General features: G+C 61.4%; 26 protein-coding genes and 1 pseudogene. 10 read left to right on the plus strand and 17 right to left on the minus strand.

What is annotated here, in order from left to right; genetic code table 11:
* The first annotated feature begins 4 nt into the window (after positions 1-4).
* Positions 5-472 carry a carboxymuconolactone decarboxylase family protein gene (locus NMG46_RS26525; RefSeq protein ID WP_254820302.1) on the plus strand — a complete coding sequence of 156 codons (468 nt, stop codon included), beginning with the start codon at positions 5-7 and terminating at the stop codon, positions 470-472.
* Positions 473-500: 28 nt separating this feature from the next.
* Here the strand turns inward: NMG46_RS26525 and NMG46_RS26530 are convergent, their stop codons facing one another.
* From NMG46_RS26530 to NMG46_RS26550, 5 genes are all read right to left on the minus strand, one after another.
* Positions 501-1,400 (minus strand): aminoglycoside phosphotransferase family protein, encoded by a 900-nt coding sequence (locus NMG46_RS26530; protein ID WP_254820303.1) that lies wholly within the window; start codon positions 1,398-1,400, stop codon positions 501-503.
* A 119-nt stretch (positions 1,401-1,519) separates the two neighbouring features.
* Complete coding sequence (locus NMG46_RS26535) at positions 1,520-1,969, minus strand: DNA polymerase III subunit chi (RefSeq protein ID WP_023719810.1); 450 nt, start codon at positions 1,967-1,969, stop codon at positions 1,520-1,522.
* Between the two features lie 38 nt (positions 1,970-2,007).
* Positions 2,008-3,504 carry a leucyl aminopeptidase gene (locus tag NMG46_RS26540; protein ID WP_254820304.1) on the minus strand — a complete coding sequence of 499 codons (1,497 nt, stop codon included), beginning with the start codon at positions 3,502-3,504 and terminating at the stop codon, positions 2,008-2,010.
* 81 nt (positions 3,505-3,585) lie between these two features.
* Positions 3,586-3,969 carry a VOC family protein gene (locus NMG46_RS26545; RefSeq protein WP_254820305.1) on the minus strand — a complete coding sequence of 128 codons (384 nt, stop codon included), beginning with the start codon at positions 3,967-3,969 and terminating at the stop codon, positions 3,586-3,588.
* Between the two features lie 73 nt (positions 3,970-4,042).
* Entirely contained in the window at positions 4,043-5,209 is a 1,167-nt protein-coding gene (locus NMG46_RS26550; RefSeq protein ID WP_254820324.1) for an NAD(P)/FAD-dependent oxidoreductase, read from the minus strand.
* Between the two features lie 354 nt (positions 5,210-5,563).
* On the opposite strand from NMG46_RS26550, the gene lptF reads away from it, so the two are divergent.
* The 7 genes from lptF to NMG46_RS26585 all read left to right on the plus strand — a co-directional run bounded on the left by lptF (position 5,564) and on the right by NMG46_RS26585 (position 13,612).
* Complete coding sequence (gene lptF / locus NMG46_RS26555) at positions 5,564-6,766, plus strand: LPS export ABC transporter permease LptF (protein ID WP_254820306.1); 1,203 nt, start codon at positions 5,564-5,566, stop codon at positions 6,764-6,766.
* On the plus strand, positions 6,763-7,848 hold the full coding sequence (gene lptG / locus NMG46_RS26560) for an LPS export ABC transporter permease LptG (RefSeq protein ID WP_254820325.1): 1,086 nt from the start codon (positions 6,763-6,765) through the stop codon (positions 7,846-7,848). The genes lptF and lptG overlap by 4 nt, the downstream gene beginning before the upstream one ends.
* The gene (locus tag NMG46_RS26565; protein ID WP_254820307.1) at positions 7,848-10,265 is read left to right on the plus strand and encodes an LPS-assembly protein LptD; all 2,418 of its coding nucleotides are present in this window, start codon (positions 7,848-7,850) and stop codon (positions 10,263-10,265) included. The genes lptG and NMG46_RS26565 overlap by 1 nt, the downstream gene beginning before the upstream one ends.
* Before the next feature lie 113 nt (positions 10,266-10,378).
* Complete coding sequence (locus NMG46_RS26570) at positions 10,379-11,305, plus strand: peptidylprolyl isomerase (RefSeq protein WP_254820308.1); 927 nt, start codon at positions 10,379-10,381, stop codon at positions 11,303-11,305.
* Positions 11,306-11,318: 13 nt separating this feature from the next.
* Positions 11,319-12,338, plus strand: a complete 1,020-nt coding sequence (pdxA, locus tag NMG46_RS26575) for a 4-hydroxythreonine-4-phosphate dehydrogenase PdxA (protein WP_254820309.1) — start codon at positions 11,319-11,321, stop codon at positions 12,336-12,338.
* A 74-nt stretch (positions 12,339-12,412) separates the two neighbouring features.
* Entirely contained in the window at positions 12,413-13,243 is an 831-nt protein-coding gene (gene rsmA / locus NMG46_RS26580; RefSeq protein ID WP_254820310.1) for a 16S rRNA (adenine(1518)-N(6)/adenine(1519)-N(6))-dimethyltransferase RsmA, read from the plus strand.
* A gap of 75 nt (positions 13,244-13,318) precedes the next feature.
* The gene (locus tag NMG46_RS26585) at positions 13,319-13,612 is read left to right on the plus strand and encodes a DUF1330 domain-containing protein (protein ID WP_254820311.1); all 294 of its coding nucleotides are present in this window, start codon (positions 13,319-13,321) and stop codon (positions 13,610-13,612) included.
* Here the strand turns inward: NMG46_RS26585 and gmk are convergent, their stop codons facing one another.
* The 9 genes and pseudogenes from gmk to NMG46_RS26630 form a co-directional block, all read right to left on the minus strand.
* A complete protein-coding gene (gmk, locus tag NMG46_RS26590) occupies positions 13,613-14,269 on the minus strand; it encodes a guanylate kinase (RefSeq protein ID WP_254820312.1) in 657 nt (218 codons plus the stop codon).
* A gap of 33 nt (positions 14,270-14,302) precedes the next feature.
* Entirely contained in the window at positions 14,303-15,193 is an 891-nt protein-coding gene (locus tag NMG46_RS26595; protein ID WP_023677702.1) for a YicC/YloC family endoribonuclease, read from the minus strand.
* A gap of 137 nt (positions 15,194-15,330) precedes the next feature.
* Complete coding sequence (gene mltG, locus NMG46_RS26600) at positions 15,331-16,551, minus strand: endolytic transglycosylase MltG (protein ID WP_254820313.1); 1,221 nt, start codon at positions 16,549-16,551, stop codon at positions 15,331-15,333.
* Positions 16,552-16,644: 93 nt separating this feature from the next.
* Positions 16,645-17,907 carry a beta-ketoacyl-ACP synthase II gene (gene fabF, locus NMG46_RS26605; protein WP_254820314.1) on the minus strand — a complete coding sequence of 421 codons (1,263 nt, stop codon included), beginning with the start codon at positions 17,905-17,907 and terminating at the stop codon, positions 16,645-16,647.
* A gap of 34 nt (positions 17,908-17,941) precedes the next feature.
* Positions 17,942-18,178, minus strand: a complete 237-nt coding sequence (locus NMG46_RS26610; protein ID WP_006203723.1) for an acyl carrier protein — start codon at positions 18,176-18,178, stop codon at positions 17,942-17,944.
* A gap of 187 nt (positions 18,179-18,365) precedes the next feature.
* Positions 18,366-19,103 (minus strand): 3-oxoacyl-[acyl-carrier-protein] reductase, encoded by a 738-nt coding sequence (gene fabG, locus NMG46_RS26615; protein WP_254820315.1) that lies wholly within the window; start codon positions 19,101-19,103, stop codon positions 18,366-18,368.
* A gap of 60 nt (positions 19,104-19,163) precedes the next feature.
* Positions 19,164-20,129, minus strand: coding sequence for an ACP S-malonyltransferase (gene fabD / locus NMG46_RS26620; protein ID WP_254820316.1), 966 nt, complete (start codon positions 20,127-20,129; stop codon positions 19,164-19,166).
* 178 nt (positions 20,130-20,307) lie between these two features.
* Positions 20,308-20,429, minus strand: a pseudogene (locus NMG46_RS26625) (DNA-3-methyladenine glycosylase I); the annotation flags it as partial.
* Positions 20,430-20,664: 235 nt separating this feature from the next.
* Positions 20,665-20,985: a hypothetical protein gene (locus NMG46_RS26630; protein WP_254820317.1), complete on the minus strand. Its 321-nt coding sequence runs from the start codon at positions 20,983-20,985 to the stop codon at positions 20,665-20,667.
* A 216-nt stretch (positions 20,986-21,201) separates the two neighbouring features.
* Between NMG46_RS26630 and NMG46_RS26635 the strand changes: the two genes are divergently transcribed.
* On the plus strand, positions 21,202-21,435 hold the full coding sequence (locus tag NMG46_RS26635; protein ID WP_254820318.1) for a hypothetical protein: 234 nt from the start codon (positions 21,202-21,204) through the stop codon (positions 21,433-21,435).
* A gap of 320 nt (positions 21,436-21,755) precedes the next feature.
* Here the strand turns inward: NMG46_RS26635 and NMG46_RS26640 are convergent, their stop codons facing one another.
* Both NMG46_RS26640 and NMG46_RS26645 read right to left on the minus strand, forming a co-directional pair.
* The gene (locus tag NMG46_RS26640; RefSeq protein ID WP_254820319.1) at positions 21,756-22,694 is read right to left on the minus strand and encodes a hypothetical protein; all 939 of its coding nucleotides are present in this window, start codon (positions 22,692-22,694) and stop codon (positions 21,756-21,758) included.
* 235 nt (positions 22,695-22,929) lie between these two features.
* A complete protein-coding gene (locus tag NMG46_RS26645; protein WP_254820320.1) occupies positions 22,930-23,334 on the minus strand; it encodes a hypothetical protein in 405 nt (134 codons plus the stop codon).
* Positions 23,335-23,412: 78 nt separating this feature from the next.
* Between NMG46_RS26645 and NMG46_RS26650 the strand changes: the two genes are divergently transcribed.
* Positions 23,413-23,718 carry a TM2 domain-containing protein gene (locus NMG46_RS26650; RefSeq protein WP_254820321.1) on the plus strand — a complete coding sequence of 102 codons (306 nt, stop codon included), beginning with the start codon at positions 23,413-23,415 and terminating at the stop codon, positions 23,716-23,718.
* A 197-nt stretch (positions 23,719-23,915) separates the two neighbouring features.
* On the opposite strand, the gene NMG46_RS26655 is transcribed toward NMG46_RS26650, so the two are convergent.
* A partial coding sequence (locus NMG46_RS26655; RefSeq protein WP_164747629.1) for a transposase domain-containing protein occupies positions 23,916-24,028 on the minus strand: 113 nt, incomplete at its 5' end.

Here is a 24,028-nt window from a genome sequence, read left to right on the forward strand (position 1 = left end):
CGTCATGTCTGTCTATCGTACTCTTTCATCAACGCATTCTTCCATCCGCCGTGCCTGCCTGCTCGCCGCCGCCTGTGTGCTGACGCTGGCTGCAACTCCTTCTTATGCCGATGAGTATGACGCAACCGTCAAGGACATCCAGTCGACCATGGGCGGGGTGCCCGGTTTCGTAAAGCAGTTCCCGAAAGCCGGTCTGCCCGGTGCATGGGCCGAGGTCAAGGCTATCCAGCTCAGCGACAAGACGGCGCTGCCGCCGAAGGTCAAGTCACTGATCTCGCTGGCGGTGGCGGCGCAAATCCCGTGCAACTACTGCATCTGGTCGGACACGCAGGACGCCAAGCGGGCCGGCGCTACCGACGAGGAGATCCAGGAGGCGGTCGCCGTTTCAGCGCTGACCCGCCACTGGAGCACCATCTTCAACGGCATGCAGGTCGATTTCGATACATTCAAGAAGGAGATGGGCGGGCAGTAATGCCTTTCGTTGTTAGAGTGGGATGCATTCAGACTGAATTAGCCATCCCGCTCCGACTGTTTGTGTGATCCGCCAGCACCTCATTGATGACCCGCCACGATTTTTCCGCCTCGCGCTGGTTGCCGTCATGTCCCGAAGCGACGATCAGCGCCTTCCACAACGCCCAGCCCCGAGCGCGCGCCCAGCTGTGCTCGTCAAGCGCAATGGCGTCGCGGAACGCCTGGCGGCTCTCGCCGTAAAATTCCGTCCACGCGATCACCAGATCACAGGCAGGATCGCCGATAGCCGAACTACCGAAATCGACCACCGCGCACAGCTTGCCATCTTCGACGAGCAGATTGCCCGAGGCGACGTCGCCATGGACCCAGACCGGCGGCCCTTTCCATCCCGAGGCAAGGGCCGTCGCCCACACGGCCTCGGCTGCGGCCTTGTCGATGCGGCCACCGAGCGCCGAGAGCGCGGCTCGGGTCTCGGCGTCGTAGACCGAAAGCCGGCCGCCGCGGTGGAAATTATGCTGCCCTGCCGGTGGCCCATCGGCAGCGTCGATCCGGTGGAGCGCCACCAGAAAACCGGCCAGCGAACGGGCGAACTCAGTAAGATCGGCAATCAGTCCACCAGCCGCAGGTCTGCCGCCAAGCCAGCGATAGACGGACCAAGGCCATGGATAGCCTTCCCCGGGCGCGCCTTTGGCCAGCGGCGCGGGTATCGGCACAGGCAGGTGAGGCGCCAGGCGGGGCAGCCAGCGATGCTCCTTCTCGACCTGGGCGACATAGGCGGCGGCGCTCGGTAGCCGCGCCGACATGCGATCGCCCAGCCGGAACGTGCGGTTGTCCCAGCCGCCAGGCTCGACCGGCTCCACCGGCAGGTCCGCCCATTTGGGGAACTGCGCGGCAATTAGCCGGCGAACAAGTGCGGCATCTATCGGCATGCCTGGTGTTCGTTCATCGGGCGGCATCGGGCTTGCTCAGGTCTTTTGAATAGCCGGCAGTCCATCTTTTTGGCGTCGCATTCTTGCGGCGCCAGTGATTCCACTAGGCGGCAAATTCCCTAAGCCTTGCGTTCCCAGCGCCGGTCGGGCGTTTGCTGCCAGTAGGTCACGGTGTGGCCCGCCTCCTTCATTGTCTTCCAGTGCGTGCGTGCCGCCTCTAGCTGGGCTGCATCGTGACCGTCGAACAGGAACACGGCGCGCTGATAGCCGCCAAGCTCCGGCGGCACCGCCCCATCGACCAGGAAACGTATCTGCGCCTGGTTCGGATTGTCAGGGCCGACGGTCAGAAGAACCGGCTGCTCGGCGGGATGGGCTTCGCGGTCCGTTGCGTGGGCCAGGAACGAATCGTCCCGGAAAGTCCACAGATGCTGGTCCAGCGCGTCGCGCCGTTCCTCGGTGCCGGTCTGTACCACGGCGCGCCAGCCGCGATCGATACTGCGCTCCAGGAGGCCGGGCAGCGCATCCTCCAGCGTCGATTCGGTCAGGTGATAAAATAGAATCTCGGCCATGCGTTCAGTCTACATTTTCGGAATCCCGCCCCAGCCGCTCATTGCTCGTAATGATCGCGCAGCAGCCGGTCGAGCAGCCTGACGCCGAAGCCGGAAGCCCATGACTGGTTGATCTCGTTGGAGGGCGCGCCCATAGCGGTGCCGGCAATGTCGAGATGCGCCCAGGGCGTGTCCTTGACGAAACGCTGCAGGAACTGCGCGGCGATGATGGCGCCGCCGTGGCGGCCGCCGATGTTCTTCATGTCGGCATTCTTGGAATCGATCAGCTTGTCGTATTCGGCACCGAGCGGCATGCGCCACACCCGCTCCTGCGTCGCCTGTCCGGCCGCCGTCAGCCGGTCCGCCAACTCGTCATTGTTGGAAAACAGGCCGGCATAATGCTGGCCGAGCGCGACCATGATGGCGCCGGTCAGCGTCGCCAGATTGATCATGAATTTCGGCTGGAAGCGGTCGTTGCAATACCACAGCGCATCGGCCAGCACCAGGCGGCCCTCGGCGTCGGTATTGAGCACTTCGATGGTCTGGCCCGACATCGAGGTGACGATGTCGCCCGGTCGCTGAGCGTGGCCGTCGACGGCGTTTTCGACCAGCCCGACAATGCCGACGACATTGACCTTCGCCTTGCGCGCGGCTAGCGCGTGCATCAGCCCGGTGACGGCAGCAGCGCCGCCCATATCCCCCTTCATGTCCTCCATGCCCGAGGCCGGCTTGATCGAATTGCCGCCGGTGTCGAAGGTGACGCCCTTGCCGACGAAGGCGACCGGGCTTTCCTTGGCCTTGCCGCCGTCCCACCGCATGACCGCGATGCGGGCGCCACGCGGCGAGCCCTGTGCTACGCCTAGCAGCGAACCCATGCCGAGCTTCTTCATCTCCTTCTCGGCCAGGATCTCGACCGTGACGCCGAGCGCCTCCAGTTCGGCGATGCGGGTGGCGAATTCCACCGGTCCCAGAACATTGGCCGGTTCATTGACCAAATCGCGCGCCAGCAAGACACCGTCGATCACCGCCGCTTCATCGGCGAAGGCCTTCTTTGCAGCTGCCGGATCGGCGGTGTGAATAGTCACCTTGACCGGCTTTTTTGGCTCGCGCTTGTCGTCACCATTGTTCTTTTTGGTCTTGTACTTGTCGAAGGAATAGCTGCGCAGCAGGATGCCTGCTGCAAGCTGAACGGCTTGCCTGCCGCTGTTGGCGGCACCGGGAAGATCGAGCACGACGGCCACTTCGGTTGCCTTGCGAAAGGACGCGGCAATCGTGCCACCGAGCTTCAGCCAACCAAAATCATCGAGATTGGAGCCCTTGCCGGCACCGACCGCTACCAGCCGATCGAGCGATGTCCCTTCCGGTGCCAGCACTTCGACCAGGCTGGCGAATTTGCCAGTGAAGTCGGCGACCGGAAAAGCCCGCTCGAGGGTCTTTGCCGGATCACAAGCCCTGGCGGCATCGCTGAGGTCGCCCTCGTCGGCCGCCAGAACGAAAACGCTGCCCTTTTTAGGCGCGGCGAATTTGGCGAAGGCGATCGAGGGTCTCGAATTCATGATGTCCTGCTTTCGGGAAGTGCGTTGGATTATCGCGAGAGGCGTTCGATTGGTCGGACCGAAAGGTGCCGTGTTGTTGCGTCAGTGAGCGGCGGGTTGAAACAGTTCGATGACATTGCCCGATGGGTCTTCGAGCAGGGTCTGGGAACCGCCGACGCCCGTTATGATATCGTTGCGAAAGACAAGTCCAGCACTCTTGAGGCGCGCAACCTCTTCCTTCAGGTCCGGCACCACCAACTGGATGCGGTTCCAGCCTCCCGGCACCGGCTGCCGGCCATCCGGCATAGATCGTGCGCCCGAACTGCCGGGCCCGCTTAGAAGGAGCCGTAACGCGCCGCGCGTGACGGAGGCAAAAGCCGGTCGCGCGTCCTGTTCGACGGCAAAGCCCAGTTGTCCACAGTAGAAATCGATCGAGGTGGCGACATCATCGACCATGTAGCGAATGCTGACTGGCGTCATGATCATTGACCTTTCGGTTCGAGCACGCTCCAACAAGGCGTGTCTATTGCGGGCGGAACAATCGGCATAGTCCTGCTCACTATCGCTGCTTGACAATCCGCGCCGCTATCGCCCTGGCCTGAATGCGGGCATTGGCGAAACAACCGCGAATGCTCGGCCGCATGCCGGTAAACCACAGGCCGGGCAATTTCGGATCGGCATCGCCGCCGTTGAAAAGCGGAACGCCCTTGCCGTCGAGAACGCCGAGCTTGCCAACCATCTGCTCCAGACCGGTGCGATAGCCGGTCGCTGCAATGACGATATCGGGCGTGATCAACCTGCCGTCATTCAACACGACGCCGTCTTGGCTAAATTCCCGCAATGGTGGCACCACCACGATCGTGCCTGCCTTGATGGCGCGAACCGCGCCGTCGTCGGCTGCGATCGCGGTGTAGTCGGCGCTCAGACGGCTCGCACCGCCTGTGGGAGCCGGCGGAAGCCCAAATTTCGTCAGGTCGCCGAAAACCAGGCGCTGGGTTGTCGTCATCACCGCATCGGCCAGTCGCACCGGCAAGCTCGCCATTAACGGTGAAAGCCTGTGGACGGCGACCTTGCCGATGCGTTTCGGCAGCAGAGAGGGGCCGTTGCGGGCCGACAGCCAGATGCTTTGGGCGTCTGCATTCGCAAGATGATTGAGTGCGTCGAACCCCGAATTGCCGGCACCGACCACCAGCACCCTTTTGCCGGCGTAGTCCTTCGCGTCGCCAAAATCGGCCGAATGGATAATCCGGCCTGCAAAATCCTTCATGCCTTTCCACGCGGGAATAAACGGCTGCCGGTCGCGCCCGGTGGCGACGACGACATGGCGCGCCAGACGACGTCCGGCGTTCGTCCGCACGGTCCAGTGATCGCCGTCGAACGTGACCTCTTCAACGGCAACGCCGAATGCGACCGGCAGACCATGCGTCTGGCTGAAATCGTTCAGGTGGCGAATGACGGCCGATTTATGCGGAAAAGCCGGGGTGCCTGCGGGATAGCCGACACCGGGGAGCGTCGAGAGATCGCGATGGGTATTGAGGTGCAGCCGCTGGTGGCGCCGATGCCAGGGTTCGGCAAGCCGGCTCTCCTTTTCCAGGACGAGCGTCGGTACGCCGGTCTTCATCAAGGCGTGGGCGGCGGCAAGGCCGGCCGCGCCGGCGCCGACCACGATCGCGCCGTCAAAGACGGTTTCCCGACCGGTTTGACTGCGCAATTTTTCCGCTTCCATGCTGGGGCTCAACAGATCCTGACCCGTCTTATCACGCCGCGGCGGTCTCGACCGGCGCGACATTTGGTCGTTTTGCCGCATTTGACAAGACTTTGGCCGAAATCGCTCCCATATGCGATATCGAACCACCCACGATTCGTCGCGGCACGGCCCCGCTTCCCGCCGCAACCTGTTGTTAACCAACAATGTTCGCCCTTTCTTATCCATTGCCGCCGACACTCCGGCCCAGCGGAATGTACGATACGGCACAGAACCCGGATCGAACCGCCAAACTGAGCCAGTTGTACAGCCGGCGCCGGACGACTACCTTGTTCCAAGGCATGATGCCGTTCGAAATCGCCGAGAAAAGCCTTCATGAAGGTCGTTGAACGTTACATCATGCGCCGTGCCTTCGCGGTATTCGCGCTGGCGCTCGTCTGGACGCTGGCGATCGTCTGGACAACTCAGGTCCTCGCCCGCATCGACCTCGTCACCGATAGCGGTCAATCGGCCCTCACCTTTTTCGAAGTCGCAGCGCTGATCATCCCGACGATCGTTCCGATCGTCGTGCCCTTCGCCCTGGTGGTCGCGGTCGCCCAGATCCTCAGCGTGATGAATTCGGATTCGGAGCTCGCCGTCATCAATGCCGCCGGCGCTTCACGCTGGACAATAGTCAGGCCGATCATGCTTCTGGCACTCGCAGCCAGCGTTTTTTCGTTCGCGGTCGACAATGGCGTCGACCCCTACGCGCGCCAGAAGAACCGCGAGCTGATAGCATCTTCGCGTGCGGATCTGTTGTCGTTGATCATCCAGGAAGGCACCTTCCGCAAGATCGATGACGGCCTGTTCCTGCAGGTTGGCGAACGGCTTCCCGACAATCGCCTCGGCGGCATCTTCGTCGCCGATTCGCGCGAAGAAGGCGTCAATCTCGTCTATTATGCCAAGTCCGGCAGCATCATCGAACGCGGCGACGAGAAGGTGCTGATGATGAATGACGGGGTGATCCATCGCAAAACCATGACCGGCGACCTCTCGGTGATCCGGTTCACCTCCTATGCCTTCGATTTGTCCGCTTTCATGTCGGCATCATCCGACATCCTGCTTTTGCCGAAGGACCGGACGACCCAGTATCTGCTCAATCCCAGTCCGAACGACAAGATGTACCAGCAAAAGCCGAACAGGTACCTGGCCGAGCTCGACCAGCGTTTTTCAGAGTGGTCCTATTCGCTCGTCTTCGCGCTGATCGCGCTCGCCGTCGCCGGAGATGCACGCTCGCATCGTGAGGCGCGTGTGCACCCGCTGATCACGGCAATCGCGATCGCGCTGTTCGTGCGCTGGCTCGGGTTCTTTGCCGCCGGCAAGGCCGACAAGGTGCCGCAATATGCCTATATGGTCTACGGCGTCCCGATCGTGGCATCGGCGATCGCCATCTGGTTCATTGTTTCCAACCGGACCATGGAACTGCCTGTTGCCTGGGCCGACTGGGTGACCAATCTTGCCGGCCGCTTCAGTGAGGGCTGGAGCGCCATCAAGCTCCGTTTTGCTGGGCGCGGCGCTTCCGGACAGGGAGCCGGCTGATGGGCTGGACTCTGGGTCGATACTTCTTCTTTCGCTATGTGACGATCACCATTTGGTTCTTCATCGGCCTTCTGGCGCTGGTGTTCCTGATCGATTTCACCGAGCTTTCCGGCCGCACGACCGGTGTCCCGGGCTTCACTTACGGGACTGCCTTCGCCATTTCCGGACTCAGAATGCCGATGATCATGCTGCAGACGGTGCCGTTCGTCGGCCTGTTCTCGGCGATGGCAACCCTGGTGTCCCTGAACCGCAAATATGAATTGGTCATCGCCCGTTCCGCCGGGGTTTCGGCATGGCAGTTCCTGCTGCCATGCTGCATCGGGGCGCTGCTGTTTGGTGCCTTGTCGGTTGGCGTCATCAATCCGGTAGCCGCGCACGCCTATTCCTGGTCCGAGCAGATCGAGACCCAGCTCCGTTCGGGCAAGTCGAACAGCATCTCGGCCGATGCTGCGCCCTGGATCAGGCAGAAAACCAACGCCGGCGACACCATCATCGGCGCGCGCGCCATTCTCAATCAAGGCCTGGAGATGGCCGACGCGGTCTTCTTCAGTTTCAGCCCGCAAGGCGACATCATCGAGCGCAAGGATGCGGCGCGCGCCTTTTTGCGGGACGGCTACTGGGAATTGCAGGACGTCAAGGTGTTCCGGGACGGCACCATCCAGTCGTTGCCCAGCGATCGGCTGTCGACCAATCTCAAGCCGGAATTCGTGCAAGAGCGGTTGGCGCGCCCCGAGACCATTCCCTTCTACGATCTGCCCGGCAAGATCGAAGTGGCCCGCTCCTTCGGCCTCAAGGCAAATGCCTTCGCCATGCAGTTCAATTCCCTGATTGCGCTGCCTTTCCTGCTTGTCGCGATGACGCTGATTGCGGCAACGGTATCAATGCGATTTGCGAGGATGGGGCAGTCGGCAACGATGATTCTGGGTGGCATCGTGGCCGGCTTTCTGCTTTATGTCGTTTCGGTGCTGGTCAAGGCATTCGGCGTAGCGGGATTCGTACCCACTGCCGTAGCGGCTTGGGTCCCGGTTGTCGTGGCTATGTTCTTCGGGGTGACATTCCTGCTATACAAGGAAGACGGCTAGTGAGGGAGGCGGTTTTGCGCAGCCATAGGCACGCCGGTTTGGCACGCCTCTCTGCGGCGAGGGCCTTGGCATGCCTGCTTGCCAGCGTCGCCCCGATTGCTTCGGCTTTTGCCCAAGACGTCAGTGAGCTGGCAACGAAGGTTCCGAGCGGCACGCAGATGCTGCTGGCGGCCGATACGCTGGTCTACGACAACGACAAGCAGACGGTGACGGCCGTCGGCGGCGTCCAGATCGACTATGGCGGCAACCGTCTCGTCGCCCAGCGGGTCGAATACAACCGCAACACCAAACGCCTCGTCGCCAGCGGCAATGTCGAACTCGTCAATAGCGACGGCACCAAAATCTATTCGCAGCATGCCGACATCACCGACGATTTCGCCGACGGGTTCGTCAACGCGCTGCGGGTCGAGACCATAGACAAGGCCTACTTCGCCGCCGAAAGCGCGGAACGCATGGGCGGCGTGCTGACGACGTTCCACAATGGCGTCTATACCGCGTGCGAGCCGTGCGAGGACAAGCCCGACAAAGCGCCGACCTGGCGTATTAAGGCCAGGAAGATCATCTGGAACGGCGAAAAGAAGACGGTTCGCTTCGAAAACTCGAACTTCGAGTTCTTCGGCTTTCCGCTGGCCTATCTGCCGGCTTTCGAGATCGCCGACCCCACGGTCAAGCGCAAGAGCGGCTTCCTGATCCCCGGCGTCGCCTACAAGAGCGACCTCGGCGTGGGTGTTAAAGTCCCCTATTATTTCGCGCTCTCGCCGACCTACGATCTCACTGTCACCGGCAGCGGCTATACCAAGCAAGGTTTCCTCGGTGAGGCCGAGTGGAGGCAGCGCTTCAACAATGGTCAGTACAGCCTGAAAATTGCAGGCATCCGGCAGGAGAATCCCGACGCCTTCATCGACGACAATGGCCACAACGTGAATTCGGGTACCGAAGGCGACCCGAACAGATTCCGCGGCATGATGGGCACCCAGGGCCAGTTCGCTATCAACCCGCGCTGGGACTTCGGTTGGGACATCCTGCTGCAGAGCGACAAGAATTTCGCGCGCACTTACGACATCGATGGCTTCAACGACAGCGTGCACCGCTCCGAGGTGTATCTGACGGGACTCAACGATCGCAATTACTTCGATGTGCGCGCCATGCACTTCGACGTTCAGGAAGACACGCTCGCCAGCGATCCGACCGCACGCGCCGCCAAGCAGCCCTGGGTGCTGCCCTCGCTCGACTACGCCTACATCCCCGACATGCCGGTGGCCGGCGGACAGCTGTCGTTCGACGTCAACGCGCGGGTCATAGACCGCGACAGGCTCGATACGGCTCTTGCAAATTCGGGCATCCCTTCGTCCGTCAACAACGTTCGCGGCATCGACGGTCAATCCGGCCGCCTTACCGCGGAAGCCGAATGGAAGCGCACCTTCACCACCGATGGCGGGCTGCTGCTCACACCGCTCCTGGCGCTGCGCGGCGACGCCGGCTACGTCAACGCCTCCTCGGCCTCGCTCGACGCCATCAACCAGATGGCGACCAATCTCGGCGTTGAGGACGATATGCGTTCATCGCTTGCCCGCTTCATGGCGACCGCCGGCCTTGAGATGCGCTGGCCGGTGCTGTTCTCGATGACTAGTTCCAGCCATGTCTTCGAGCCGATGGCGCAAGTATTCATGCGTCCGAACGAGCAATATGTCGGCGGGCTGGCGGTTCCCAACGAGGACGCCCAGAGCTTCGTCTTCGACGCCACGACGCTGTTTGAGCGCGACAAATTCTCGGGCTATGACCGCATGGAAGGCGGCACACGCGCCAATGTCGGGCTCCGCTATTCCGGTGCATATGACAATGGCTGGGGCACCAATGCGGTGTTCGGCCAATCCTACCAGCTCGGCGGCCAGAACTCGTTCGGCACGCCGGATCTGGTCAACGTCGGTGCCTATTCGGGTCTTGAAACTGCAACCTCCGACTATGTCGGCCTTGTCGGCTTCAACAGCCCCAGCGGATTTTCCGGCTCGGTCAGCGGCCGTTTCGACGAGCAAAGCTTCGAGATCCGCCGCGCTGAGGTAAAGGCCGTCTTTTCAGGCCTGCCGGTATCGCTGAGCGCCAAATACGCCTTCATCCAGGCGCAGCCGCTCTATGGCTTCTCCACGGATCGCCATGAGGTCACGCTCGGCGCCTCGACGCATCTTGCCGAGAACTGGCGCGTCTTTGGCACCGGCACATATGATCTTGAGCAGAGCGTGCTGGTCAAGGACGGCGTCGGCTTTGCCTATAGTGATTCGTGCTTTACCTATTTGATGACGTTTTCGGAAAGACGTGACCTTAACACCAGGGAAGTGTCGCAGAACGTCGGCTTCAACCTGTCGTTCCGCACGCTCGGCGATTTCGGTTCGTCGCAACGCTCCATCGACACCATCCAATAACGGCAGTCGGCAACGGGGCGGCTGGCGGACGACATTGTTTCGCCGCATAGAGCAGGCACGGATTTCGGCGACCTGAACTGGGATGGGTTGGGTCGAATCGGGATGGAATTGGGATGCTTTCGATGAGGAAATACCTCTTTTCGGCAGGGTTCGCGCTGCTGGTGGCGTTCTCGACCACCGCAGTGACGCCGCCGGCTTTTGCCACCGAGATCAAATACGTCGTCAACAATATACCGATCACCACCGGCGACATCCAGCATCGGGCCGCTTTCCTGCGCCTGCAGCACAGAAAGGGCGATGCCGGCCAGGAAATGATCGACCAGACGCTGCGTCTGGCCGAAGCCCGGCGGCTCGGCATCCGCATCAGCGACGCTCAGGTCGATGCCGCTTATCAGCGTTTCGCCACCAGCAACAAGATGCCGCTCAAGCAGCTTGACGGCGCGATGGCGCAATCAGGCGTCACCAAAGAGCATTTCAAGGAGTTTATCCGGGCGCAGATGGCCTGGAACCAGGCGCTCACCGCGCGTTCCCGTTCCGGAGACGGTGGCGGCGCAATGAGCGAGCAGGACCTCGTCAAGCGCATGCTCGAAAAAGGCGGCAGCAAACCGAGCGCCACAGAGTACATGCTGCAGCAGGTCATCTTCGTGGTGCCGGCGGCCGAGCGCAGCGCGACGCTGGCCAAGCGCAAACGCGAAGCCGATGCCATGCGCGCCCGCTTCAACGGCTGCAACACCACCCGCGAATTCGCCAAGGGCCTGATCGATGTCACCGTTCGCGATCTCGGCCGGGTGTTGGCGCCGCAATTGCCGGCGGACTGGGCCGAGCAGATAAAGGCTACAAAGGTTGGCGGCGCCACCACGACGCGCGAAACCGACCGCGGTGTCGAATTCATCGGCATCTGCTCGTCGCGCGAAGTGTCAGACGACAAAGCCGCGCAGATGGTGTTCCAGAGCGAGGGCTCGAGCGACAAGAACGCCGACGAGCTCTCAAAGAAATATGTCGAGGAGTTGCGGAAGAAAGCCCGCATAATCGAGCGCTGAAGTCGGCATCGCCGTGCCTGACACAGAGCTTCCGCTGGCGTTGAGCGTCGGCGATCCGTCCGGCGTGGGGCCGGACATCGCCATCGCCGCTTGGCAGGCCCGCGACAGCGCCGGCGTTCCGTCTTTTTATCTCCTTGCCGATCCGGCGCTGATTGCCGCGCGGGCGCACGGGCTCGGCACCGATATCGCGATTGCCGAGACGACGCCGGCGCTAGCGCCTAGTATGTTTTCGCGCGCGCTGCCGGTGGTGGCGCTTTCCGCCCGTTTCGTCGACAGTCCCGGCCGCCCGGATCCAGCCAACGCTGCCGGAATCATCGAGGCGATCGACCGCGCCGTTGCCGACTGCCTGGCCGGCCGCGCTGCCGCGGTCGTCACCTGCCCCATTGCCAAGAAGCCGCTCTACGATGCCGGCTTTCGCTTTCCCGGCCACACCGAATATCTGGCGCACCTGGCATCACTTCACACCGGCACCGAAGTGACGCCGGTGATGCTGCTTGCCGGTCCGGACCTGCGCACCGTGCCGGTCACTATTCACATCGCACTGGCCGAGGTGCCGAAGGCGCTGACGACCGACCTGATCGTCGCCACCGGCCGCATCACCGCCGCCGACCTTGCAAACCGCTTCGGAATTGCCAAGCCGCGGCTCGCCATCGCCGGCCTCAACCCTCATGCCGGCGAAGGCGGCGCGATGGGCACCGAAGACGAGCGGATCGTGCGCCCGGCGATCGACAGGCTGAGGCAGGAAGGGATCGACGCCTTCGGGCCATTACCGGCCGACACGCTGTTTCATGCCCGCGCCCGCGCCAGCTATGACGTGGCGCTCTGCATGTATCATGACCAGGCGCTGATCCCCGCCAAGGCGCTGGCGTTTGACGAGGCAGTCAACGTCACGCTCGGCCTGCCCTTCATCCGCACCTCGCCCGACCACGGCACCGCCTTCGACATTGCCGGCAAGGGCATTGCCCGTGCCGACAGCCTGATTGCGGCGCTGAAACTCGCTCGCCTGCTTGCCGATACCGGGAAAAGGCCGTAGGCCACGGAGCCCAATTCGATGGCCTTAACCCGACGAGCCCAGCCCGATGAGCCCAGCCCGATGAGCCCAACTCGATGAGCATAGACGGCCTGCCGCCACTGCGCGAGGTGATCGAGCGTCATGGGCTGCAGGCGAAAAAGGCACTCGGCCAGAATTTTCTGCTCGACCCTAACCTGACAAGCAAGATTGCGCGGACCGCCGGCGACCTGAGCGACGTTACGGTTATCGAGGTCGGTCCCGGTCCGGGCGGGCTGACTCGGGCCCTGCTCCTCAACGGTGCCCGCCGGGTCGTCGCGATCGAGCGCGATGAGCGCTGCCTGGCGGCCCTGGCCGAGATCGCGAACCACTATCCGGGCCGGCTCGAGATCGTAGCCGGCGATGCGCTGAAAACTGATTTTGCAGCGCTTGCCAATGGAAGCGGGGGGGCGGCGAAAATCGTTGCCAACCTGCCTTACAATATCGGCACCGAATTGCTGATCCGCTGGCTGACCGTGACCGAGTGGCCGCCTTTCTACGCGTCGATGACGCTGATGTTCCAGCGCGAGGTCGCCGAACGCATTGCAGCCAGCCCCGGCAGCGAGGCCTATGGCCGGCTCGGCGTGCTTGCAGGCTGGCGGACGGAGGCGAGGATTGTCTTCGACGTGCCGCCCCAGGCGTTCACACCGCCACCCAAAGTGACGTCCTCGGTGGTGCATCTAGTGCCGCGCGCCAGCCCCTTGCCGGCAGAGGTCAAACGGCTTAGCCGCGTCACCGAAGCGGCGTTCGGCCAGCGCCGGAAAATGCTGCGGCAGAGCGTGAAAAGCCTCGGCGGCGAGGCACTGCTCACCCGCGCCGGCATCGATCCGACCAGGCGTGCGGAGACGCTCAGCGTCGAGGAATTCGTTCGCCTGACCAACGCGGTGTGATGCCGGGAAGCCTCCGCGTTGAATTTCCGCTCTCATGGCATAGATAGCCGAACAAACCCTGCCCGGAGACAAACAGTGGCCGCCTATGTCATTTCCGACGTCACGATCCGTGACACAGAGACTATCGAAGCCTATCGCGCCCGCGCGGCTGCCTCCATCGCCCAGCATGGCGGGCGCTATCTGGTACGCGGCGGCGAGGTGGAAAAGTTGGAAGGCGACTGGTCTCCCGGGCCGCTGATCATCGTGGAATTCCCCGACATGGACACGGCGCGGCGTTGGTACCGCTCCGCCGAATATGCCGCGGCATTGGAACTGCGCGACGCCGCGCTCAGCCGCAATCTGATCCTGGTCGCGGGGACAACGCCTTGATCAATCCGTCTTCTCATCGAGCAGCCCCGAGACGAAATCGAACAGGCCCGGCCGGCGATCGCGTCTGAGCCGTTCGGCCGTGACGATGCCGCGCACCTCGGCGAAAGCGCGGTCGAGATCGTCGTTGACGATGACGAAATCATACTCCTTCCAGTGCTCGATCTCGTTGCGGGCGTTCTTGAGACGCGTCTCGATCACCGCTTCCTGGTCCTCGGCGCGACGCTTCAGCCGTGCCTTCAATTCCTTCATCGACGGCGGCAGGATGAAGATCGAGACGATGTCGGCGCGCATCTTCTCCTTGAGCTGCTGAGCGCCTTGCCAGTCGATGTCGAACAGCATGTCGCGGCCTTCGGCCAGCGCCTGTTCGGCCGGCTCGCGCGGGGTCGCGTAGCAATTGCCGTGCACCTCCGCCCATTCGAGCAGCGCATCGGAATCGCGTAGCCGCTCGAACTCGCGCATGGTGCGGAAGTGGTAATGGACGCCCTCTATCTCGCTGCCGCGGCGTGGCCGCGTGGTGACCGAGACCGACAATTCTAGGCTGGAATCGCTCTCCAGCAGATTGCGCGCAATCGTCGACTTGCCGGCGCCTGAGGGCGACGACAAGACCAGCATCAGCCCGCGGCGCCGAATGCGGGAACCCAAATCCCTAGCGGTCATGGGGCTTGGCAGTCATGTGGCTTGGCATCGGGATCATTCCAGATTCTGGACCTGTTCGCGAAACTGGTCGACGACCGCCTTCAGCTCCAGCCCGATGGCGGTGACCGCGGCAGCATTCGACTTGGAACACAGCGTATTCGATTCGCGGTTGAATTCCTGTGCCAGGAAATCGAGCTTGCGGCCGATGGCGCCACCGCCGGCGAGCAGCGCCCGCCCCGACGCCACGTGCGTCTTCAGCCGGTCGATTTCCTCGCGTATGTCGGCCTTGGTGGCCAGAAACGCCGCTTCCATATGCAGCCGGCTGGCGTCCAGGTTGGCGGACGCGTCCATCAACAGGCGGATCTGCTCGGCGAGTCTTTCGCGGATCGTGGCCGGCTCGCGTGATGGATCGGCCTCGGCCCGCAGCGTCAGCGCCTCGATGGCATCGATATGGCCGGACAGCAGGGAACGAAGTGCGGCACCTTCGCCCTGGCGCGCCTGCTGCAGCCCGTTCAGTGCTGCTTCCAGCGCCGACAGTATTGCGGTATCGAGCGCACTGCGCGCCTCTTCGGTTTCGATGGTTTCGGGAATGTCGAGGACGCCGCGCAGCGCAAGCAGGCCGTCGGCCGCCGCAGGGGCTACTCCGAACTGCTCCTGCAGCCGCTTGGCCAAGCCCGCTAGATCCTTCAGGAAAGCCTCGTTGACCACGGGTTGCGCTTGCGCGCCGGCGGCGCGGCCAATGGTCAGCGTCATCTGGAAATTGCCGCGCGCAAAACGCTTTTGCACCGTCTGCCGGACGGCCGGCTCCAGCCGGTCGAAACCTTGCGGCAGCCGCAGCCTGACCTCGACGCTTTTGCCGTTTACGGACTTGGCTTCCCAAGCAATCGAAGTACCGTCGTGTTCGGCGACACTGCGCGCAAAACCGGTCATGCTCTGCAAGTTCATGTAGCCGTGCGTCCCTTTGCCGAATGCCCTCAAGCCGGAGCGATTTTCTCCGGGCAGGATCATGTGAATTTCAATGCCATAGCAGCCCTTGCACATCCACCCGGACATGCACAGGGCCAACCTGATGGCGTCCGGCCCTACTGGGCGGCGGTGGCGCCCGCATCGTCAACGATGGCTCCCGCCGGCGTGTCGGCTCCGGTATTGGTTGCCCCGGCCTTGGCGGCGTCCTGCGCCTGCTTTTTCAGCAGTGCCCGGTAGCGAGCGACATTCTCGTTATGCTCATCGAGCGTCGAGGCAAAGACGTGGCCGCCGCTGCCGTCGGCGACGAAGTAGAGATCGCTGGTCTTCGACGGATTGGCGACGGCCTCCAGCGCCGCACGGCCGGGATTGGCGATCGGCGTCGGCGGCAAACCGTTGATCAGATAGGTGTTGTAGGGCGTCGGCTTCTGGATGTCCGACTGATAGATCGGGCGATCGATGGGTTTGCCCTTGCCGCCGAAGAGGCCGTAGATGATGGTCGGGTCCGACTGCAGCCGCATACCCTTGGCCAGCCGATTGAGGAAGACGGCGGCTACGCGCGAGCGTTCATCGCCCTTGCCGGTCTCCTTCTCGACGATCGAGGCCAGGGTGACAAAATCCTCAACATTGGCGATCGGCAGATCCGGCGCTCGGCGCTGCCAGACCTCGTCGACCAGCTTCTTCTGGTCGGCCAGAAGCTTGTCAACCATCTGCTGGCGTGTTGCGCCGCGGGTGAAGCGCAGCGTGTCGGTGGCGAGGCTGCCCTCAGGTGGAGTGGTCGACGGCATATCGCCGGTCAGCGCGTCCTGCTCGGCGATCCGTTGCAGCGCCTGCTCCACCGTCAGCCCCTCGGGGATAGTCAGCGAATACATCACCGACTTGCCGCTCTTCAGCAGTTCCATGATGTCGTGCATCGACGCCTGCGGCTTGATCTCGTATTCGCCGGCCTTCAGGGCGGAATCATTGCCGAAGGCGCGCACGCCAAGGCGGAAAATGCGGGCGTCGCTGATCAGTCCTCGCCGCTCAAGCTGGTCGGCGATCTCCTGGACGCCGCTGTTCGGCTTGACCAGGAAGGTGTCCCCATTGGCCGACGGGCCGGGCTCGTTGAACTCCTGCTTGCCGAAATACAGCGCAACGCCTGCCGCCAGAACCATCAGCATCACCGAAGAGATGACGAAGTTCATGAACACGACGAACTGGCTGCGCGAGGCACGCGAGCGCCTCGGCGGCGGCGTGCCGGCCTCGGGCCGCAATGCCTCGCTGGCCGTTTTCGGCACGATCGGGCCGGACGTTGCTGGCCGTTGCCCGAATTCCCCGTTATCGGCCGGATTTGTGTTCATAGCGCCCTACCATCTGATCTTGCGACGAATCCCCTCGGGCAGAGTAGGGGCGAATATGGCAAAATTGACGGCAGACGGAAACCGGCAGAGCGGTCAGCCATTGTAGCGCTGGAAGACGAGCGAGGCGTTGGTGCCACCGAAGCCGAAGGAGTTGGACAGCGCCACGTCGATCTGCCGGGCTCGCGGCTTGTGCGGCACCAGGTCGATCGCCGTTTCGCGCTCCGGATTGTCGAGATTGATGGTCGGCGGCGCGATGTTGTCGCGAATGGCGAGGATCGAAAAGATCGCCTCGGCAGCACCAGCCGCGCCCAGCAGGTGGCCAATCGACGATTTGGTCGACGACATCGATATCTTAGAGGCGGCGTTGCCGACTAGCCGCTCGACGGCGCCGAGTTCGATCGTGTCGGCCATGGTCGATGTGCCGTGCGCGTTGATGTAGTCGACATCTGCGGGCGTCAGCTTCGCCCGGTTTAGCGCCGCTGTCATGCAACGGAAAGCGCCGTCGCCATCCTCGGCAGGCGCGGTGATGTGATAGGCGTCACCGGTCAGACCGTAGCCGGTGACCTCGGCATAGATCTTGGCGCCGCGGGCCTTGGCGTGTTCGAGTTCCTCGAGCACGACAACACCGGCGCCCTCGCCCATGACGAAGCCGTCGCGATCGCGATCATAGGGGCGCGAGGCCGTTTGCGGCGCGTCGTTGCGCTCGGTGGAGAGCGCGCGGCAAGCGGCGAACCCGGCGATCGACAGTCTCGTCACCGGCGCTTCGGCGCCGCCTGCGACCATAACGTCTGCATCGCCCCAGATGATCAGGCGGGCGGCGTCGCCGATGGCGTGCGCACCGGTCGAGCAAGCGGTGACGACGGCGTGGTTTGGGCCTTTCAGCCCATGCCGGATCGAGACCTGGCCGGAGACGAGGTTGATGATCTGGCCGGGGATGAAGAACGGGCTGATGCGGCGCGGGCCGCGTTCCTTGAGGATCATCGCATTCTCGGCGATGCCTTCGATGCCGCCGATGCCCGAACCGATCAGCACGCCGGTGGCGCACTGATCCTCGTGCGTCTTCGGCTGCCAGCCGGAATCCTTGAGTGCCTCGTCGGCGGCCGCGATCCCGTACAGGATAAAATCGCCGATCTTACGCAGTTCCTTCGGCTCGAGAACGGCTTCAGGATTGAAAGTGGCGTTGGAGCCGTCACCGCGCGGAATGACGTGGGCGACCTTGCAGGCAAGGTCTTCCACCTCGAATTCGGTGATGCGCTTGGCTGCGCTGCGGCCGGTCAGAAGCTCCTTCCAGCTGTGCTCGAAGCCCATGCCGAACGGCGAAAGCAGCCCAAGGCCCGTGACGACGACACGCCTCATCGCAGGTCCTCCTCGGTGATGACTGCAACTAGCGTCAGGCCGAGGCCTTGTCGATGTATTTCACCGCATCGCCAACAGTCAGGATGGTCTCGGCGGCGTCGTCCGGGATCTCGACACCGAACTCTTCCTCGAACGCCATGACAAGTTCGACCGTGTCGAGGCTGTCCGCGCCCAGATCATCGATGAAGCTCGCCTGCTCCGTCACCTTGTCGGCATCGACGCCAAGGTGCTCGATGACGATCTTCTTGACGCGCTCTGCGGTGTCACTCATTTGGGCATCCTCGTCTTTTGGTTGTCTGTCTTCGTTAGCGGGCAGAATGCCGCTAATCAAGCTGAAAGATGGTCCTGCCGGAAACGCAGCGGAACAGGACCGGTTTTTGCCCGAACCGCCGGGTTGCGGGCGGCATTACACGAAAAATCCCGTGCATCCAAGACGGAATGAAGCGTTTTCCCAAGTGTTAGATCATTGCCATGCCGCCATTGACATGAATGGTCTGGCCGGTGACGTAGGCTGCCTCGTTGGAAGCTAGGTAGGCGACGGCAGAGGCGATTTCGGCGCCCGTGCCCATGCGCCGGGTCGGGATCGCCGCCATGATCGCCTCTTTCTGCTTGTCGTTGAGCTTGGCGGTCATCGCTGATTCGATGAAGCCCGGGGCGACGCAGTTGACGGTGATATTGCGGGTGGCGATCTCCTGCGCCAGCGATTTGGTAAAGCCGATCATACCGGCTTTGGAGGCGCAGTAATTGGTCTGGCCGGGATTGCCAGTGACGCCAACCACTGAAGTGATGTTGATGATGCGGCCATGGCGGCGGCGCATCATCGGATGGGTAAGCTCGCGGGTCAGCCGGAACACGGCGGTCAGGTTGACCTCGAGCACGCTATCCCAGTCGGCGTCAGCCATGCGCACGAACAACCCGTCCTTGGTGATGCCGGCATTGTTGACGAGGATGTCGACGCCTTCGAGGTCGGCCTCCGCCTTCTGGCCGAGCGCCTTGACGTCGTCGCGGTTGGAAAGATTGGCCGGGAAAAGCTTGACCCGGTCGCCCAGTTCGGCGGCCAGCGCCTCCAATTTCTCGATACGTGTGCCATGCAGGCCGACGATGGCGCCCTGGCCGTGCAGCACGCGGGCGATCGCCTCGCCGATACCTCCAGATGCGCCGGTGACGAGCGCCTTGCGGCCGGTCAATTCGAACATTCTTGCCTCCTGATCTGAGCGAACACCCTTTGCATGGAGCGGGGTCAAATCGCCAGTTGATTATGCAAGCGCCCCCAGCGCCGCCTCGACATCCGCCGCGGATCCGATGGCAGTGGTGGCAATATCGCGGTTGATGCGGCGGGCCAGCCCCGACAGCACCTTGCCGGCGCCCACTTCGTAAAGCGTCGCAACGCCGTTGCTGCCGAACCACTCCACCGTTTCGCGCCAGCGCACGCGCCCGACCACCTGTTCGACGAGGCGGCGGGCAATCTCGTCGGGATCGCTCGTCGGGGTCACCGTAACGTTGGAGACCAGCGGCACGGCGGGCGCACTCTTAGTCACGGCGGCCAGCGCCTCCCGCATGATCTCGGCCGCAGGCTTCATCAATGCCGAATGGAAGGGCGCCGAAACCTGCAGCATCAGCGCCCGCTTGGCGCCCTTCTCCGTGCATAGCTTCGCCGCCAGTTCGACCGCCGGCCTGGCGCCGGAGATCACCAGCTGGCCGCCGCCATTGTCGTTGGCGATCTGGCACACCAAGGCTTGCGCGGGATCTTTGGCGGTGCCTTGGGCGGCCTCTGCGCAAGCGGCCTCGACGTCGGCCTGTTCCAACCCGATGATCGCCGCCATGGCGCCCTCGCCGGCCGGTACAGCGGCCTGCATGGCATTGCCGCGGATACGCAACAGCCGGGCGGCGTCGGCGACCGAAACGAAACCAGCGGCCGCAAGTGCCGAATATTCACCGAGCGAATGGCCGGCGACATAGGTGACCTTGCCGTTCAGGGAGAAGCCGCGCGCCTCCAGCGCCCGGACTGCGGCAAGTGACACCGCCATCAGCGCCGGCTGGGCATTGGCGGTCAGCGTCAGCATCTCTTCCGGGCCTTCCCAGATCAGCTGCGACAGTTTTTCACCGAGCGCGTCGTCGACTTCCTCGAAGATCCGCCGCGATTCCACAAAAGTATCGGCGAGGTCCTTGCCCATGCCGACGGCCTGGCTGCCCTGCCCCGGAAAGGTGAATGCGATGGCCATGGTCGGCTCCCAGCTGCTGGTTCTCGCTGCCTGTGACGCAAGGCGTACGCCCAAGTCAAGTCCAACCTTGACCGCTCAGCGTCGGCCGAGTGCCTGTTTCGGCAGGCTTTTTGGCGATCACTCTCCATGAATCAATTTGCCACTCACATTTTAAAGCCTTCTCGCAACAAACCCCCGGCACGATGCGCTGGTCAGCAGTCAGATCGTGCCAGAAATCATCGGGCTGGAACAACACCCGCTTGGCTCGAAGCGCAGAAACGCCTCTTCAAAGCCCGGCCATTTCTGTTCGATGACGCTCCACACGTCAATTAAACATAGAACATTTCAAGCTTTTGGCGTGTCCGACGGACCCGTGGTAGGCTCTGCCCGTCAGAGGGGACGGGGATATGATGAAACAGAATTTCACCATTGTGTTTGCAGCTTTCATTTTGTGTGCCGCAGCACCAACGGCGAACGCTGATTGCGGGGATACCATGGCTGCATACAACTGGCGTATATTTCATGCATCGGAACCGGCCAAGGCGGCCTTTGCCAACTACCCTGACGTTTCGTGTGAGCAAGCAAAAATTGCTCTTCGTGTAACAAATTTCTGAACTATCACTCCTGAGTAGAAAGCGTAGTGCTGATTGCGAATTAAATCGACTCCATCCTGAGCCGTCATCTTCTTATCGGCGATAAGCTTTGCTAGAGCCGTTTTAATAATTTCGTTTCCAGTGGAAGATGGCAGGGTTAGCGTACTCTGAAAAGCTTCAATTGTAGGTTTTTCGGGGCCTTCTTCCCAAAAGGTATGATTCAATATCGTCACAATAATTGCAGTGATGACCGAACCAAGTATGCCGAACAACCAAGCCTTCATAACCCGAATCCCCTTTGGTAGCCGGTCATTCTAACGATTTGGCAAGCGATTTTATATGTTACTCTTTAGAAAATTTTTGGACTCCCGCAGGCTGACACGCAAAACCGTCAACCCGGATCCGATTTCGTTGAATCCCCACAGCAACCAGTGCCGCTGCACCTATCCACTGATATGACCGCTGGTGTAAGGCTGTTCTGACCAATGAGGGGCAACGTCATGAACGTCAGGCAGGGTTTCAAGCGGATTTACATTATCGCCGTCGTAACAGCCCAATTGGCGCTGGTGATACGGCCACTGCTCACCATTGGCATGACAGCACCAACGAGGGAAATGCGGGCAAGAGCCATGCAAATTGCGACCATGGAGTTTCTGTTGCTTCTGGTTGCTGCGGCAATCGTTTGGGTAATAATTGACTGGATTTGGCGTGGGTTCAGCGAACCCGGCGCATAGGAATATGCTGTTGATCCGTTCTCATGCCTGCCCCGTCAGCTAGTCTGCCGGGCTAGGATGCGGCTGACAGCTTCATATCCATGCCGACTGTTGGGTCCCTGCGGCCATTGTAGAGGGCTTTGGAAGGTGGTCGGACAAGCCGTGGCGCAGCTTCGACAGATTGGACGTTCACTCAGTGGATGACACGCACGAACATGTCGCTACCACCGTTCGCTATGCCCCAACGCACAGGCAAAATGGGTTATGCACGATAGTGCATTCGTACTTCGCATGTCGCTGCCGGCCTAGCGCTCCGACACTCCCACGAACCGTCACTCCCGTCACGGAGGGCCAAATACCGGGGCCGGAGTAAAGGTTCCGCCGCCGTTCCCGCCGTATCCCTTCGCAGCGGCAGCGGCCCTCTCTGCTTCTATACGCTTTCGCTGCTCAGCAACGAAGGCAGCTTGTCGTACCGCCTCCTGTTCGGCCGCCGCCTTTCGAGCGGCCTCCTCCTGCGTTCGTAGCAGCTGCTGTTGAGCGGCAAGCTGTTCTCGCTGTTCTTGCATTGCCTTGGCCTGTGCAGCCGCTTGCGCTTGGGCGGCGGCTGCCCTCGCCTGCTCTTGCTCAGCGAGAAACCGTTGCTGCGCAAAGAAGGCAGCCGCAGCAGCCAATTCAGCTTCCTTTCGCTTTTTTTCAGCAGCAGCACCGTCAAGTTTGCGCTGCCTTTCAAGGGCATCGTCTATCTGCTTTTTTTCAAACCGTAGAGGTGCGTCCTGATCATTGTTTCCCTTTAACTGACGTATGAAAACTCCCGGCATCTCTTGACCAAAATCAAGTGCGGAAAATGGTACAACTAGGCCCAGGGCATCAGCAATCTCTTTTGTCATTGTAACGCAATTTCGATAGAACGCCCCAAAATCCTTCTCATTGTATTTTTTTATGATTTCCTTCACTTTTTCCTCTTGTGAGGTTGAAATATTTAACCGAAAAATCACGTCCGAGTGTATGTCTAAAATTGTATAGTCCACCTTTCCGGGGGTGATGGCGAATCTCTTTAATCCCACCAAGCCCTCTCCCACCTTCGGGAAAAAGCCTGCGGCGACGTCGAAAACAGTGTTTCCATTGTCATATTCCCTCCCGAGAAAAACGAACGCATGGCCTCCGATTTGCCCACCATCCAGCTTTGCATCACGTGCTCGGAATTCAATGATTGGCTTGGACGAAACGTTGTTGTCTGGAAAAAGCAACTGGACGTCTTCAGCCGAGGCAAACGGGATCATACAGCTATACAAGACAACGCAAGCGACAGACCTAATCCAAGACGATATGTCCGACATCTTATCCTCCCATCTGGTCTGACTACTGTCTTTATTATTAAGTCGGAAGTTTGGCGACTGGGGCACCTTTGGAAAGACCAACGAAATGATTTCTCGATGAAAATTCTTCAACAAAACTCCCCTTGTCTGCCGATGCCGATGGACGATTTCCTGCAGAGCGATGCAATATCTTGGTACGCTAGCGATTCGAGGCGAAGCGGAGCCGAAAGCCCCCGAAGAACGAGTGAATCGAAGTTTCGTTGAAGGGACCAATGCCACGCTTTTCTGGAATAACCAGCGCTACAGCGGAGACGCCATCAGCATTCGACAGCGCATGGTAAAAGGCGGCAACCGCCTTCATTGGGTCGAATGGTTCAGGAGTGATTTGCGTCTCAACAGCGTCTGACGACACGGCGTTCGTTTGGTACGAGGCAAACTGCAGGCCTAGCTCGCCAGCTTTCTCTCCCGAAAGCCATGCCATCCCTTCGGGCGGCGCAGACGTGACAAACACGATAGTATACTGCGAGAGGCCGATTTGGTTGAGATAGGTGCCTATCAGAGCGTTCCCGACACCGGTCTCGCTGGCAGTCCCGTTGTTGACCACATACGATGCATGGAAGCCGATATTTGCACTTTGGCCCGCTAGTGACCTATGCTTATTGATAGGGCTTGGGAGAACAAAATGAAGTCGGGTATCGTCGCATTCATTCTTTGGTGTGGTGGGTTTTTTCTGATTTGCGGCCTGCATCGGTTTTATACCGGTAGGACCGGCTCTGGCATTTTATGGTTGCTGACCTTCGGGCTTTTGGGAATCGGGCAAATTGTCGACCTGTTTCTGCTGGGCTCCATGGTCCGGCAGGCGAACATGATGAGGGGTTTGGCCGGCGCAGGTGCAACTGCATATGCGCACAATCACAACGTCGTTGCTCCTGTCATAAACATTCAAATCGACCCTAGGCATTTGACCGACCCAAATAAGTCTGTCTGACCACAACGGCTTACAGGGCTATCTGCGAGCGCTACGGCGTATGCAAGAAGGGACGGCCCCCTTCTTGCACTATCACTGCCTGCTGGCCATCCCTGACCCCGAGGAAGGCCGTTTCGAAGAGGCCACGACCGAATTCTGGGCAGACATTGGGAATCGCCATTTTGGCGCCCCCATCACTTGCAAAGTAAGCGGTGTTCTCAGGCCACGGCCTTGAGCTCGAGCTTGTTGATGTAGACCCAAGGCAGGAGATCGTCGATCTGGCTGTTGGGGTGGCCGTTGACGATCCTGGTGAGGACATCGGCGAGATAGC

The sequence above is a fragment of the Mesorhizobium sp. LMG 17147 genome (genome assembly GCF_024297145.1).
GTDB lineage: Bacteria > Pseudomonadota > Alphaproteobacteria > Rhizobiales > Rhizobiaceae > Mesorhizobium.

Bases quoted from the DNA above. Each gene is read 5' to 3' on its own strand.
- fabD (WP_254820316.1), bottom strand. From the start codon at position 20,129: ATGGCCATCGCATTCACCTTTCCGGGGCAGGGCAGCCAGGCCGTCGGC.
- NMG46_RS26540 (WP_254820304.1), bottom strand. From the start codon at position 3,504: ATGAATTCGAGACCCTCGATCGCCTTCGCCAAATTCGCCGCGCCTAAA.
- mltG (WP_254820313.1), bottom strand. From the start codon at position 16,551: ATGAACACAAATCCGGCCGATAACGGGGAATTCGGGCAACGGCCAGCA.
- fabG (WP_254820315.1), bottom strand. From the start codon at position 19,103: ATGTTCGAATTGACCGGCCGCAAGGCGCTCGTCACCGGCGCATCTGGA.
- fabF (WP_254820314.1), bottom strand. From the start codon at position 17,907: ATGAGGCGTGTCGTCGTCACGGGCCTTGGGCTGCTTTCGCCGTTCGGC.
- NMG46_RS26525 (WP_254820302.1), top strand. From the start codon at position 5: ATGTCTGTCTATCGTACTCTTTCATCAACGCATTCTTCCATCCGCCGT.
- gmk (WP_254820312.1), bottom strand. From the start codon at position 14,269: ATGACCGCTAGGGATTTGGGTTCCCGCATTCGGCGCCGCGGGCTGATG.
- NMG46_RS26545 (WP_254820305.1), bottom strand. From the start codon at position 3,969: ATGATCATGACGCCAGTCAGCATTCGCTACATGGTCGATGATGTCGCC.
- NMG46_RS26650 (WP_254820321.1), top strand. From the start codon at position 23,413: ATGAAGTCGGGTATCGTCGCATTCATTCTTTGGTGTGGTGGGTTTTTT.
- NMG46_RS26630 (WP_254820317.1), bottom strand. From the start codon at position 20,985: ATGAAGGCTTGGTTGTTCGGCATACTTGGTTCGGTCATCACTGCAATT.
- NMG46_RS26640 (WP_254820319.1), bottom strand. From the start codon at position 22,694: ATGATCCCGTTTGCCTCGGCTGAAGACGTCCAGTTGCTTTTTCCAGAC.
- NMG46_RS26635 (WP_254820318.1), top strand. From the start codon at position 21,202: ATGAACGTCAGGCAGGGTTTCAAGCGGATTTACATTATCGCCGTCGTA.
- NMG46_RS26610 (WP_006203723.1), bottom strand. From the start codon at position 18,178: ATGAGTGACACCGCAGAGCGCGTCAAGAAGATCGTCATCGAGCACCTT.
- NMG46_RS26570 (WP_254820308.1), top strand. From the start codon at position 10,379: ATGCTTTCGATGAGGAAATACCTCTTTTCGGCAGGGTTCGCGCTGCTG.
- rsmA (WP_254820310.1), top strand. From the start codon at position 12,413: ATGAGCATAGACGGCCTGCCGCCACTGCGCGAGGTGATCGAGCGTCAT.
- NMG46_RS26550 (WP_254820324.1), bottom strand. From the start codon at position 5,209: ATGGAAGCGGAAAAATTGCGCAGTCAAACCGGTCGGGAAACCGTCTTT.
- lptF (WP_254820306.1), top strand. From the start codon at position 5,564: ATGAAGGTCGTTGAACGTTACATCATGCGCCGTGCCTTCGCGGTATTC.
- NMG46_RS26530 (WP_254820303.1), bottom strand. From the start codon at position 1,400: ATGCCGATAGATGCCGCACTTGTTCGCCGGCTAATTGCCGCGCAGTTC.
- NMG46_RS26535 (WP_023719810.1), bottom strand. From the start codon at position 1,969: ATGGCCGAGATTCTATTTTATCACCTGACCGAATCGACGCTGGAGGAT.
- NMG46_RS26595 (WP_023677702.1), bottom strand. From the start codon at position 15,193: ATGAACTTGCAGAGCATGACCGGTTTTGCGCGCAGTGTCGCCGAACAC.